This window comes from uncultured Aliivibrio sp. (assembly GCF_946479765.1).
Taxonomy (GTDB): Bacteria; Pseudomonadota; Gammaproteobacteria; order Enterobacterales; family Vibrionaceae; genus Aliivibrio.
In genome coordinates this window covers 1-13,477 of the sequence record NZ_CAMLHO010000014.1, presented here as the reverse complement: position 1 = coordinate 13,477, position 13,477 = coordinate 1, and the positions used below count along the sequence as shown (strand labels likewise).

General features: G+C 39.3%; 13 protein-coding genes and 1 tRNA gene. 6 read left to right on the top strand and 8 right to left on the bottom strand.

Annotated features, from left to right (window positions below):
• Positions 1-69 precede the first annotated feature (69 nt).
• Together fieF and pfkA are read left to right on the top strand one after the other, a co-directional pair.
• The gene (gene fieF, locus Q1K78_RS07315; RefSeq protein WP_300176110.1) at positions 70-975 is read left to right on the top strand and encodes a CDF family cation-efflux transporter FieF; all 906 of its coding nucleotides are present in this window, start codon (positions 70-72) and stop codon (positions 973-975) included.
• Between the two features lie 216 nt (positions 976-1,191).
• A complete protein-coding gene (pfkA, locus tag Q1K78_RS07310) occupies positions 1,192-2,154 on the top strand; it encodes a 6-phosphofructokinase (RefSeq protein WP_300176107.1) in 963 nt (320 codons plus the stop codon).
• Between the two features lie 105 nt (positions 2,155-2,259).
• Here the strand turns inward: pfkA and epmB are convergent, their stop codons facing one another.
• Positions 2,260-3,282, bottom strand: a complete 1,023-nt coding sequence (epmB, locus tag Q1K78_RS07305) for an EF-P beta-lysylation protein EpmB (protein WP_300176104.1) — start codon at positions 3,280-3,282, stop codon at positions 2,260-2,262.
• A 32-nt stretch (positions 3,283-3,314) separates the two neighbouring features.
• Between epmB and efp the strand changes: the two genes are divergently transcribed.
• On the top strand, positions 3,315-3,881 hold the full coding sequence (gene efp, locus Q1K78_RS07300) for an elongation factor P (RefSeq protein ID WP_012551228.1): 567 nt from the start codon (positions 3,315-3,317) through the stop codon (positions 3,879-3,881).
• Between the two features lie 72 nt (positions 3,882-3,953).
• On the opposite strand, the gene frdD is transcribed toward efp, so the two are convergent.
• Genes frdD through frdA form a run of 4 tightly spaced genes read right to left on the bottom strand, consistent with a single transcriptional unit; the run spans position 3,954 to position 7,262 of the window.
• Positions 3,954-4,316 carry a fumarate reductase subunit FrdD gene (gene frdD, locus Q1K78_RS07295; RefSeq protein WP_017022845.1) on the bottom strand — a complete coding sequence of 121 codons (363 nt, stop codon included), beginning with the start codon at positions 4,314-4,316 and terminating at the stop codon, positions 3,954-3,956.
• Positions 4,317-4,327: 11 nt separating this feature from the next.
• Positions 4,328-4,711 (bottom strand): fumarate reductase subunit FrdC, encoded by a 384-nt coding sequence (gene frdC, locus Q1K78_RS07290; protein WP_300176096.1) that lies wholly within the window; start codon positions 4,709-4,711, stop codon positions 4,328-4,330.
• A gap of 2 nt (positions 4,712-4,713) precedes the next feature.
• Positions 4,714-5,457 (bottom strand): succinate dehydrogenase/fumarate reductase iron-sulfur subunit, encoded by a 744-nt coding sequence (locus tag Q1K78_RS07285; RefSeq protein ID WP_300176093.1) that lies wholly within the window; start codon positions 5,455-5,457, stop codon positions 4,714-4,716.
• The gene (gene frdA / locus Q1K78_RS07280) at positions 5,457-7,262 is read right to left on the bottom strand and encodes a fumarate reductase (quinol) flavoprotein subunit (RefSeq protein WP_300176090.1); all 1,806 of its coding nucleotides are present in this window, start codon (positions 7,260-7,262) and stop codon (positions 5,457-5,459) included. The genes Q1K78_RS07285 and frdA overlap by 1 nt, the downstream gene beginning before the upstream one ends.
• A 407-nt stretch (positions 7,263-7,669) precedes the next feature.
• Here frdA and epmA point away from each other — a divergent pair, with 407 nt between their 5' ends.
• Positions 7,670-8,644 (top strand): elongation factor P--(R)-beta-lysine ligase, encoded by a 975-nt coding sequence (gene epmA / locus Q1K78_RS07275; protein WP_300176087.1) that lies wholly within the window; start codon positions 7,670-7,672, stop codon positions 8,642-8,644.
• 129 nt (positions 8,645-8,773) lie between these two features.
• On the opposite strand, the gene Q1K78_RS07270 is transcribed toward epmA, so the two are convergent.
• The 3 genes from Q1K78_RS07270 to rsgA form a co-directional block, all read right to left on the bottom strand.
• Positions 8,774-10,348, bottom strand: a complete 1,575-nt coding sequence (locus Q1K78_RS07270) for a methyl-accepting chemotaxis protein (RefSeq protein ID WP_300176084.1) — start codon at positions 10,346-10,348, stop codon at positions 8,774-8,776.
• Between the two features lie 177 nt (positions 10,349-10,525).
• Positions 10,526-11,389, bottom strand: coding sequence for an archaetidylserine decarboxylase (gene asd, locus Q1K78_RS07265; RefSeq protein WP_300176081.1), 864 nt, complete (start codon positions 11,387-11,389; stop codon positions 10,526-10,528).
• A 57-nt stretch (positions 11,390-11,446) separates the two neighbouring features.
• A complete protein-coding gene (rsgA, locus tag Q1K78_RS07260) occupies positions 11,447-12,502 on the bottom strand; it encodes a small ribosomal subunit biogenesis GTPase RsgA (RefSeq protein WP_300176078.1) in 1,056 nt (351 codons plus the stop codon).
• A gap of 98 nt (positions 12,503-12,600) precedes the next feature.
• On the opposite strand from rsgA, the gene orn reads away from it, so the two are divergent.
• Entirely contained in the window at positions 12,601-13,146 is a 546-nt protein-coding gene (gene orn / locus Q1K78_RS07255) for an oligoribonuclease (RefSeq protein ID WP_300176075.1), read from the top strand.
• A 136-nt stretch (positions 13,147-13,282) separates the two neighbouring features.
• Positions 13,283-13,358 (top strand) — tRNA-Gly (locus Q1K78_RS07250).
• Positions 13,359-13,477 lie beyond the last annotated feature (119 nt).

Sequence of the window (13,477 nt, the reverse complement as noted above, 5' to 3'; positions counted from 1 at the left end):
TAATTGGAATAACGATTCTTGAATTAAGGCTTTATACTAAGAGTTGATTTTTTAAGTAGTGGAACAGAAATGACTCAACGATACGCTTCTTTAGTCACCATGGCTGCATGGCTTGCAACCATTGTTGCGACAATTTTAATGTTATTCAAATTAGGTACGTGGTGGGTAACGGGCTCTGTTAGTCTATTGGCTTCGCTTGTTGATTCCTTACTTGATATGGGGGCTTCTATTACTAACCTGTTGGTAGTGCGTTATGCACTTCAGCCAGCAGATGAAGAACATAGTTTTGGTCATGGTAAAGCTGAATCATTGGCCGCCTTGGCTCAGGCGATGTTTATTTCTGGTTCTGCCTGTTTCTTATTATTGAATGGTGTTGAGCGTTTTTTCCGCCCTCAAGATGTGGTTGCTCCTGAATTAGGTGTTTATGTCAGTGGTTTTGCGATTGTATTAACCTTTGGTCTTGTGATGGTTCAACAGTGGGTCGTTAAACAAACGGGCAGCCAAGCAATTGCGGCAGACTCATTGCACTATAAAACCGATCTATTTATGAATGCAGCGATCATGTTGGCTTTAGCATTAAGCTGGTATGGATGGCACGAAGCAGATGCTATTTTTGCTCTTGTTATTGGTGTTTATATTTTAATTAGTGCCTTTAAGATGGCAAATGAAGCGATTCAGTTATTATTAGACAGACAATTACCAAAAGAAGAATTAGAGCAGATCAGAGAAGCATGTTGTCGTGTAGAAGGGGTTAGAGGTATTCATGATTTGCGAACTCGTTTAGCCGGACCAACGCGATTTATTCAGTTGCACTTAGAGCTACCAGATCAGATGCAATTAGTTGAAGCGCATCGAATTGCTGATAGAGTTGAAGATGAACTTTTAGTAGTTTTCCCACATTCAGATATTATAATTCATCAAGACCCGCTTTCAGTTGTGCTAGACTCAGACAGAGAGCAATCTCAGTTTCAGTAAGAATTAAGTAGTATTATTAGCGGTTATTGTTTTTCCGTAACAGAAAAATGAAATAGTCGTGATTGATTCTGATGTGAATCAACGAACTTTTTCATTAAAATGTAATACTCTTACATAAGAAAAAAATTACAGATTATTAATGGTGAGCAGATTAGGGAGTGTGCTTGCTGTATTAGAAATTGAAATTAAAATTCCCAACCATATTAGAGGGTAACCATGGTCAAGAAGATTGGTGTTTTAACAAGTGGTGGCGATGCGCCAGGTATGAATGCTGCGGTGCGTGGTGTTGTTCGTACAGCATTAACGCAAGGCTTGGAAGTATTTGGTATTCACGATGGCTACTTAGGTCTTGTTGAGGATCGTATCGAAAAATTAGAGCGCCATAGCGTATCTGACATGATCAACCGCGGCGGTACATTCTTGGGATCAGCGCGTTTTCCTGAATTTAAAGAAGTTGCTGTTCGTGAAAAAGCGATCGCAAACCTTAAGAAACATGACATTGATGCGTTAATCGTTATCGGTGGTGATGGTTCTTATATGGGCGCTAAGAAGCTAACTGAAATGGGTTATCCATGTATTGGTCTTCCTGGCACTATCGATAATGATATTGCAGGTACGGATTACACTATCGGTTACTTAACTGCATTAGACACTGTTATTGATGCAATTGACCGTTTACGTGATACATCGTCTTCTCACCAACGTATTTCTATTGTAGAAGTAATGGGTCGTCACTGTGGTGATTTGACTTTAATGGCTGCAATTGCCGGTGGTTGTGAGTACGTAATCACACCAGAAACGGGTTTAAACAAAGAAGCATTAATTCAAAATATCCAAGACGGTATTGCAAAAGGTAAGAAACACGCAATCATTGCGATTACTGAATTAATGACTGATGTAAACGCATTAGCAAAAGAAATCGAAGCAGAAACTGGTCGTGAGACTCGTGCTACGGTTCTTGGTCACATTCAACGTGGCGGTCAGCCTGGTGCATTCGACCGTATCTTAGCGTCTCGTATGGGTAATTACGGTGTTAAGTTGCTTGTTGAAGGTCATGGTGGTCGTTGTGTTGGTATCAAAAATGAGCAGCTTGTTCATCACGATATTATCGATGCGATTGAAAACATGCGTCGTCCTGAGAAACTAGAACTTTATAAAGTAGCAGAAGAATTATTCTAATTTAGAATCAGTTGTTGCTATGAAAGAAAAACCGAAGTTTAGGCTTCGGTTTTTTTATGTCTGAAATACAGAGTGTATTTTAGCGTATTATTTTAAATACCTGCTTTATTCTAAATATAAATCGAGTGGTGTTTTGCTTTTACGGCCACCGATTTCTCTTGCTAATGTTGGTACAAGATAACCAGAAACGTTCTCTATCAACTCTCCCATCAATCGTTTGGCTTCTTTATCGGAAACAAAGAAATGGGCAGATCCTTGCACCTTATCTAATACATGAAGGTAATAAGGTAAGATGCCAGCATCAAATAATGCTTCACTCAAATTTCTTAATGCTTCTGTTGTGTTATTGACGTCTTTGAGTAAGACACTTTGATTTAATAGTGTAACGTTAGCTTGTTTTAGTTGCGTCATTTTATCTGTGAAATAGGGACTAATTTCATTGGCATGGTTGATGTGCGTAACCAAAATAACTTGAAGTCGAGTCTCTGCAAATAGGCGACACAATGTATCAGTAATTCGATTCGGAATGACAACAGGCAAACGGCTGTGAATACGAAGGCGTTTAATATGCGGTACTTTGTCGAGATGTTGAATTAACCATTCAAGTTCATGGTCTTTTGCCATCAAAGGATCGCCACCAGAAAGAATCACTTCATTGAGCTCAGGGTGCGCTGCAATATAGTTGATGGAATTTTGCCAGACTGATTTTCCGCCTTTATTATCTTCATAAGGAAAATGACGGCGGAAACAATAACGACAATTTACAGCGCAGCCCCCTTTCAAAATTAACAAAACACGGTTTTTATACTTATGAAGTAATCCGGGTTGTTCGTTGTCTTGTTCGTCAAGAGGATCGGTCGAATATCCGTCATGTACTTCGAATTCTTGATCTAAAGGCAATACTTGACGTAATAAAGGATCAAAAGGGTTGCCAAACTCCATTCGATCGACAAAACTTGTCGGCACACGTAACGCAAATAACTTTTTCGCTTCTAATCCTTTCTCCCAAGGCGAGCTATCAATCCCTAGAGTTGAAAGCAGTTGATGAGGATCTGAGATCGCATTTGAGATCTCTTTGAGCCAGTTTTGCTCAACAGGAGCGTCATTTCGGGTTATTATGTGTGACATTATTTATAACTCAACGATGTTAAGAGGAAATCATGGCGTCAGTAAGTACCAATGAATTCAAAGGCGGTTTGAAATTTATGTTTGATAACGAGCCATGCTCAATTATCGACAATGAATATGTTAAACCTGGTAAAGGCCAAGCATTCAACCGTGTAAAACTTCGCAAATTGCTTTCTGGTAAAACACTAGAAAAAACATTTAAATCAGGTGAAAGCTTTGAGCTTGCTGATGTTGTCGATGTAGAACTTGACTACTTGTATAGTGATGGCGAATTCTTCCATTTCATGAACAGCGTAAGCTTTGAGCAAATCGCTGCTGATGTTAAATCGGTTGGTGACACGGCTAAATGGTTAGTAGAAAACAACACTTGTACTGTGACTCTTTGGAATGATAATCCAATTACAGTGACACCGCCAAACTTTGTTGAGATTGAAGTGACTGAAACAGACCCTGGTCTGAAAGGTGATACTCAAGGTACTGGTGGTAAACCAGCTACATTAGCAACAGGCGCTGTTGTTCGTGTTCCACTATTCATCGCTATCGGTGAAGTAGTTAAAGTAGATACTCGTACGGGTGAATACGTAGGTCGTGTGAAGTAATATCATTTGATATTACAGATACAAAAAAGGTTGGCATGAGAGCCAACCTTTTTTTATTTATCTGAATTCAGATTAGATCATAAAGATAAATACAACAGAAAGAACGGTTGCTAGTGCTGCCGTTGCATAACAAGCGATTTTGCCTGCTGTTCCTGTGTGGAATTTAAGATCATGCATACCATGGTGTACACGGTGCATTGCATGCCACATTGGCATTGAGATTGAACCAATCACAAATAATGCCCCAATGATGCTTGTTACAAAACCAGCAACACGTAGGTAGTTCATTGATTCAGGACCGATCACGCCAAGTGGTACTAAAATACCAAGAACAAGGATTGTTACTGGTGTTAGCATTGCAAACCAAGTGCCGCCAGCACCGAATAAGCCCCACCATACAGGTTCGTCAGAACGCTTTGGATTAAGATTTACCACAATAACTCTCCTTAAACGATAACCAATACAAGTAATGTAATTGCTGCAACAGCAGCCCATTGTGCAAGCACAACCACTTTTTTATCTAGTGTTTTTCCACCCAGACGGATCGGCATTACTTGCGGCATCATGCTAAAGAAAGTTTGAGCATGGAATAAGCTACCCGCTAAAGCAACAATGTTCAAAGCAATCACAATAGGGTTGGCCATGAAATCTAACCATGAAGCCCAAGCCAGTGGACCTTTTACTAAACTACCTAAACCAACAAGCAGGCAGATAGTAAAGAAAATCAATGGAAGAATGGTTGCTTCACGAACCATGTAAAAACGGTAGAAAGGGTGATCTTTCCACCACGTACGTGTCATTTCGCGAACGTAAGGTTTACGGTTGCTCATCTTTATGCCTCCTGAGGTTTAAGCATTGCGATAACAAAGTCTTGAGACGATGCGATCTTGCCTTGGTTTACTGCAGCAGCAGGGTCAACGTGTTTTGGACACACTTCAGAACAGTAACCAACGAAAGTACAGCCCCACGCGCCATTGTCACCATTGATAAGTTTCATACGTTCAGCAGAACCATTATCACGGCTATCAAGATTATAACGGTGTGCCATGGTTAGTGCTGCTGGGCCAATGAATTCTGGATTAAGACCGAATTGAGGACAAGCTGCGTAACATAGACCACAGTTGATACAACCAGCGAATTGTTTGTATTTCGCCATTTGCTCAGGAGTTTGGTTGTTTGGACCTTGTTCAGGAGTACGGTCATTACCAATGATGTAAGGTTTGATTGCTTCTAAGCGCTCAATGAATGGCGTCATATCTACAATTAAGTCTTTCTCAATAGCAAAGTTTGCTAATGGCTCGATAGTTAATCCATCTGGGTAATCACGCAAGAACGCTTTACATGCAAGCTTAGGTACGTTGTTTACCATCATGCCGCAAGAACCACAGATCGCCATACGACAAGACCAACGGTAAGAAAGGTCTTTATCTAGGTTATCTTTGATGTAGCCTAATGCGTCTAATACTGATGTTGTATCATCACAAGGTACATCAAATGTTTGTAGGTGTGGTTCTGAATCTGTCATTGGGTCATAACGCAGAATATGTACTTTTTGGACTCTTTTTCCAGCTGTCATTATGCTTGTTCCTCTGCGTTTTTCGCTGCTTCTGCTGCTGCCGCTTTTTCTGCTGCTTCACCGTATAGGCGAGCTTTTGGTTGAGATTTTGTAATGGTTACGCCGCTGTATTTGATTGTAGGCGCTGCATCTTCGTTGTAATACGCTAATGAGTGTTTTAAGTAATTCACATCATCACGTTCTGTACAACCTTCATCTAGACGTTGGTGTGCACCACGAGACTCTTTACGTTGAATAGCTGAGTGAGCCATTGCTTCAGCAACTTCAAGGCCGTAACCCACTTCAATAGCGTATAAAAGATCAGTATTGAATACTTTGCCTTTGTCTTTAATGCTGATTTTTTTGTAACGTTTTTTAAGCTCAGCTAGTTTTTCAACCGTATCTTGCATTTCGCATTCTTTACGGTAGATGCCACAGCCAGCTTCCATTGAATGGCCCATCTCAGTACGGATATCAGCCCAATTTTCATCGCCTTCTTGTGCCATTAGGGCATCAAGACGCGCTTCAACCGCTTTGATTTGTGCTTGAATTGATTCGTCATTCCATGAAGTGAATTCAGCTGCACGTTCAGCGGCTTTTTCACCAGCAAGGCGACCAAATACAACAAGTTCAGCCAATGAGTTAGAACCCAAACGGTTTGCACCGTGAAGGCCAACAGAAGAACATTCACCAACAGCGAATAGGCCTTTGATGCTTGTTTCGTTGTTTTTATCCGTTTCAATGCCACCCATGGTGTAGTGAACAGTAGGACGAATTGGGATTGGTTCTTTAGCTGGGTCAACGTTAACGTAGGCTTTTGAAAGCTCACAAATAAACGGTAGGCGCTCATTTAAGTATTCTTCACCAAGGTGACGAAGATCCAAATGCACTACATCACCAAGAGGGTGTTTGATAGTATTGCCTTTTTGCTGCTCATGCCAAAATGCTTGAGAAACTTTGTCACGAGGACCAAGTTCCATGTATTTATTTTTAGGTTCGCCAACAGGAGTTTCAGGACCCATGCCGTAATCTTGTAGGTAACGATAGCCGTTTTTATTTACGATAATACCGCCTTCACCACGACAACCTTCCGTCATCAAGATACCAGTACCTGGTAAGCCTGTTGGGTGGTATTGAACGAATTCCATATCACGTAGAGGGATACCGTGACGATATGCCATTGCCATACCATCGCCAGTTACGATCCCGCCGTTAGTATTACAGTGGTAAACACGACCTGCGCCACCCGTTGCTAATACAACAGATTTAGCTTTGATGCAGATAAGTTCGCCTTCCGCCATGTGGATAGCAATCAAACCTTGAACTTGACCATCTTCAACAAGAAGGTCCACAACAAAGTATTCGTCGTAACGATTAATTTGAGGGTATTTCATTGAAGTTTGGAATAGAGTATGAAGCATGTGGAAGCCCGTTTTATCGGCTGCAAACCACGTACGTTCAACTTTCATACCACCAAAACGACGAACGTTTACTTCGCCATTTTCTTTACGGCTCCAAGGACAACCCCACTGTTCTAGTTGAGTCATCTCGCGGTATGCATTTTTTACAAAGTATTCAACAACATCCTGTTCACACAGCCAATCACCACCACCAACAGTATCGTTGAAGTGATTGTCTAGTGTATCTTCTTCCTTGGTCACGGCCGCGGATCCACCTTCTGCGGCAACAGTGTGCGAACGCATTGGATAAACTTTTGAGATTAGAGCAATGTTTAGCTCTGGATTCGCTTCTGCTGCTGCTATAGCGGTACGTAGACCTGCACCGCCCGCGCCGATCACTGCAATATCTGTGGTTATAGTTTTCACAGTTATTCTCCGGGATAAAAGATAAAAAATTAAACTAATCATTCAAATATGATCAATTATGTGAATCTAGCCTGCTCATGTGACAAAAAAGAGCAAATAATAACTTAAAAATTCTGTTACCTATTCTATGTGAGCTTTTGTAATAAAAATTGATATGGATAAAGTTTTGTAGTGCAAGTACCACTTATGGGGTGGTTTCTTGCGAATAATGTGATCTCCGTCAACTAGTTACAGCTGTTAATTTTGGCGTTAAATTGTAGTTAAGTTGTTGCTTTTTAAGTGATAATAGTTCTTATCAGACCTGTATCCCCTTGATGACTAAGGGTATTTATAAAGTTAAAAAATAGGTAACTTTAAAATTAAGGATCGGGTATCATTTTGGATAAGTTTTTCTAATGTGTAAAATTATGATGAGTCAAAACTGGATGCCTAGTGCATCAATTGAACAATTACAGCAACGTGCTGATATTCTTGCTTTAATCCGATCATTCTTCTTTGAACGAAAAGTGATGGAAGTAGACACGCCAGCAATGAGTCACGCAACAGTCACTGATGTTCATCTTCATACGTTTCAAACGGACTTTGTTGGGCCTGGTTATGCTGATGGCGTACACTTGTACTTTATGACTAGCCCAGAGTTTCATATGAAGCGATTATTGGCAGCTGGCAGCGGTGCTATTTATCAAATTAATAAAGCATTTCGTAATGAAGAAGCAGGGCGTTTTCATAATCCTGAATTTACGATGTTGGAGTGGTATCGCCCAACGTTTGATCATCACCAATTGATGGATGAGATGAACGAGTTACTTAAACTTGTTTTAAAATGTGGTGACGCTGAACGAATGACGTACCAACAAGCTTTTATTCGTGTGCTTGGTGTTTGCCCATTAGAGGCATCAATGGGTGAACTTAGATCTGTTGCTGCACTTTTAGGTTTATCAGATATTGCCGATGTCGAAGAAGACCGAGATACGTTATTGCAATTGCTATTTAGTATGGGAGTTGAAGAGAAAATAGGGCAAACCGTTCCTGTTTGTGTTTATGATTTTCCTGCTTCTCAAGCAGCGCTTGCTAAAATTAACCCTGAAGATCCTAGAGTCGCAGAGCGATTTGAAGTGTATTTTAAAGGGATTGAGTTAGCGAATGGCTTTCATGAGCTCGATAATGCAAAAGAACAACTTGCCCGTTTTAAAGAAGATAATGCAAAACGTAAATCAATGGGCTTAATGGAACAACCGATTGATTATCATTTGATTGCAGCATTGGAAGCCGGCTTTCCAGATTGTGCGGGTGTGGCGTTAGGGGTCGATCGTTTGATTATGTTAGCAATAGGAGAGAAGCACATCGACCAAGTGATGGCTTTTCCTTTTGATAGAGCATAACGTGCCAATGGATGTGTTATTTTTATGATATAAAAAAGCACTAAACCAGAAAACTGGCTTAGTGCTTTATTATTGAACTATGTATCTTTCGCGATCGAAGATCGTTAAATGGTGTTTAGTTTTAGTAGATCAATGGTGTTTAACTTTGAAGAAGGATAAATCCTCCTTTAAATTAATGGTTAAGTTCGAGATATCATTATTCATTTCAGACACTTTTGTTACACCTGAAAGGTTGTGTTGAACAATGCTGTTGATCTTTTGTAAGCGCTCAGATACTTCATTCGTTACGTTTAATTGCTTGTTTGATTCAGTGACAACAACGGTATTAATATCTGAAATTTCAGCTACTTTTTGAGAAATAATGCGGAATGATTCAATCAATTCATTCGAGATGGTTTGAGACTCTGCAACAAGTTCTGAACTTTGTTGCATGTAATCATTAGCACGCTTCGAAAGGTCTTGAAGTTGTGTAATCGTATGTTGAATATCAATGGTCGATTGTTGTGTTTTACCAGCTAAAGCACGGACTTCATCAGCAACAACAGCAAAACCACGGCCTTGCTCCCCTGCTCGTGCTGCTTCAATTGCTGCATTTAAAGCCAATAAATTGGTTTGTTCAGATATTACATCAATAACATCAATAACAGAGCTGATTTTTTCTGCACTTTCACGTAACTCATTTACAACATTCGTAGATTCTTCCATTGTATGATTTACTTTAGTCGCAATACCTTCTGAGCGTTGTAATGTATTCGAACTAATGGAAATAATATCCATTGTAGATGCAACAACAGAGCCTGAATCTGTGATTATCTTATTTACATCTGATGCAGCAGCAGATAGCGAAAGGATGGATTCTTCAACTTCTTTTACTTCTAAAAATTCTTTTTGTGCATTATCTGAATTATCTTGGATAATATCGATGATTTTTATTTGGTTATTTGATAATTCATTCATGTGATAACTTGATGATGTCACAATAGATTCAATCTTTTCTTGTAATCCAGATAATGATTCTGAGATCCCATCTAATTCATTACCAGATTTAGGTATTTGAATAGGATTAAATAAACCTTCTCTCATATTACCGATAACATTATTTATTTGAGGTATAATACGAAGTTCTTTCTTTAAAATAATATGCATTAATATAAACAAGACGGCGCAGATGGTGAGAATAAAGAAAGCATTATACCAAGCTGATCCCATTAATCGTTGTTTTACATATTCTTCTTGAACACCATTGCCTAAATACCATCCCCAGTCGCCTGTTTTTAATGCAACACTATCAATATTAGCGACTACGTTTCCTTTTGACGATTTCCAAGTATAACTAATAAGTGTATTTGATGGAGCGTTATCAAGATTACTTAATAATGCTGTTTCGGTATCTTTACCTACAATATCAATAAATACTTTATCATGAATACCGGGGTCTAATGGGGCAGATAAAAATCGTAATATTCCTTTCTCATCTTTATTTGCAACCCAAACATATTCATCTGAAGCGTAGTTTGTATTACGTAATAAATATATAGCTAGAGCTTGAGCTTTCTCTTTTGTCATCTCTTGATTTTTTACTTTCATTTCTAAGTTATTAATCATTTGAGCTTGAACTAGCAGTAATTGGTCAACCCTGATTTTATTTTCAGTTTTAAGTGCTTTAAACATTGTATTAGTATTAAATAATACGATTAATGACATGCCAGAAAAAAGCAAAATCATAAAGAGAGTGGTTATTTTTTTTATCATAAATTTTTTGTAAATAAAATAGTTAGTAAACAAGTAATCGGGGATTCTAATCTTAGCGGTATAAATATACAATACAAAAAAATAGCGAACACAAGGTTCGCTACTTTTGGTTTATGTTAAGTAAATTACTTATTTTGCAATATATGCGAATGGAGTGCCCATACGAGTTGGGACGCCATTTTCCATTGAGGCATCAAATGTAATTGAATTAGGGGCAAATAGGTTAATAACCGTAGATCCTAATTTAAAGCGACCCATTTCTTCGCCTTTCTTAAAGCAAATCATATCATCGCCAGAAAGCGGGTAGTGCCATGTTTTAACAGCAGGACCCGTTGGTGGTGTAACCGTATCAGCCCAAGTAGTTTCAATACTGCCAACGATAGTTGCACCGACTAAGACTTGAGCCATCGGACCAAACTCAGTATCAAAAATACACACAACACGTTCGTTACGAGCAAATAAATTTGGGACGTTTTCTGCTGTTAATGGATTAACCGAGAATAAATCACCAGGAACATAAACCATTTTGCGTAATGTCGCATCGCATGGCATGTGAACTCGATGATAATCTCGTGGTGATAAATACAGAGTAGCAAATTCGCCACCCATGAATTCTTCAGCTAATTCAGCGTCACCACCTAGTAACTCTTGTGCTGAGTAAACGTGCCCCTTTGCTTGAACTAATTGACCATCAGTAATTGGACCAAACTGACTTACACAAGCATCCGCTGGGTGAGAGATAACATTATTATCGTCATTGATTGGGCGTGCTCCATCTTCTAATTCACGAACAAAGAAGTTGTTGAATGTAGAATATGCGGCAGGATCCGGGTTTTTAGCTTCGTTCATCTCAACGTTGTATTGTTTGATGAACCACTTAATTACCGCTGTCGTTAACCAACCCATTTTTGCTGATGCTAATTTGCCAGCCAAACGAGTAAGTGCATGTTTTGGGGTTAAATATTGTAACCCGATTTTTAAATTATCTGACACGTTCTTTGCCTACTAGTTATCAATAATAGTGAATATTACCACATCTTTACTTTGTTATTAATCGGCTTTTCTGCTGCGAGAAAATTGGCGATTGGCCTTGTTTTCTGACATGCTTTCAATAATTCGATGGTAGCTATCAAAGCGAAGCTTGGCAATTTTGCCATTGGATACTGCTTCTTGAAGAAGACAACCAGGATCATCTTTATGCGTACAGTCTCTAAATTTACAGCCACCGATGAAACCTTTGAACTCAACAAAAGACGCGGTTACTTCTTCTTTTTCTAAATGCCATAAGCCAAATTCACGAACTCCAGGGGAATCGATAAGATCGCCACCATGAGGGAAGTGGTAGAGACGAGCAGCCGTCGTGGTGTGTTGACCAAGACCTGAATTTTCAGATACAGCGCCTTCCATAATTTCAAGCTCAGGCATCAATGCATTAACAACACTTGATTTACCTACGCCGGATTGACCTACAAAAATATTAATGTGATCTTTCAGTTCAGCTTCAAGCTCTTGTATGCCATAGCCGGACTCTTTACTAACGAATTTTACTTTATAGCCAATATCTTCATATAAGCTAAGAATTTGTCTAACGTCAATAAACTCTTGTTCAGAAAGCAAGTCGACTTTGTTTAATACGATTAATGGCTTTATCTGTAGAGTCTCAGAGGCGATAAGATAGCGGTCAATAATGTTTAATGACAACTCAGGAAGAATAGAAGAGACAATGACCATTTGATCAACGTTGGCTGCAACTGGTTTGATACCATCGTAATAATCAGGGCGAGTTAGCATGGAGGTGCGTGGCTTTACCGCTTCAACAACACCTGAAATACCAGCAAGAATCTCAGTACCAGGACGCCAAATAACACGGTCGCCAGAGACTAAGCTTTCAATACCTCGACGTAAGTTACAACGATGTATTTCTTTGCTGTCAGGATCTTCAATATCTGCATGTTGACCAAAGCGAGTAATAACTAACCCTTCTTTAGCCGCTTCTAATGAAGATTCATCCCACTCGACAGTGGTTTTTATTTTTTCAATACGTTTGCTTTGATTTGAACGTACTCGGCGTACTTGGCCTTTAGTTAGTTTTTTCTTCTTTGCCACGAAATGATTTCACTTGTAGGTTGGCTTTCAGTTTTATGTTGAAAGATAAATCGGCCCGAGTATCATACCCTTTTTAGTTACAAAATAGGCAACTCTCTATGGCAATTAATGATCAAAACCTGATTTGGGTAGATTTGGAGATGACAGGCTTAGATCCTGAAACTCATAAAATTATCGAAATCGCATCCATTGTAACTGATGCTCAGCTAAATATTTTAGCAGAAGGGCCTGTTATTGCTATTCATCAATCTGAAGACGAGTTGGCTAAGATGGATGACTGGTGTACCAATACACATACTAATAGTGGTTTGGTTGCTAGAGTAAATGCGAGCGAGCATACGGAAGCGTCTGCTATTGAAGAGACAATTGCGTTTCTTGAGAAGTGGGTACCAAAAGGCGTATCGCCAATTTGTGGTAACAGTATTGGTCAAGATCGTCGTTTCTTATATAAGCATATGCCGAAGTTAGAAGAATATTTCCACTATCGTTATGTAGATGTGAGTACAATTAAAGAGCTGACTCGTCGCTGGAAACCGGAAGTACTTGATGGTTTTGAAAAAACGGGAACCCATTTAGCATTAGATGATATTAGAGAATCTATCGCTGAATTAAAGTATTACCGTAAAAACATATTCATTATTTAATCAACTTGATTGTTTGTTGAGCGAAAGTTGCGGATTTTAAAGAAATTTCGTTTTTTTTTCAAAATCCGCTTGCATCATCACGTTTTACTCGTATAATTCGCAACCTCTGAACGAGGAGCTACTTCTTATTCAGAATGCGACACTAGCTCAGCTGGTAGAGCGCAACCTTGCCAAGGTTGAGGTCACGAGTTCGAGCCTCGTGTGTCGCTCCAAAAAATTAAAGCTTCTTGTTCAATGCGTTGAATGATAAGATAAAGTTTCATTGTACTTAACAATGCATCCGGACGCGGGATGGAGCAGTTTGGTAGCTCGTCGGGCTCATAACCCGAAG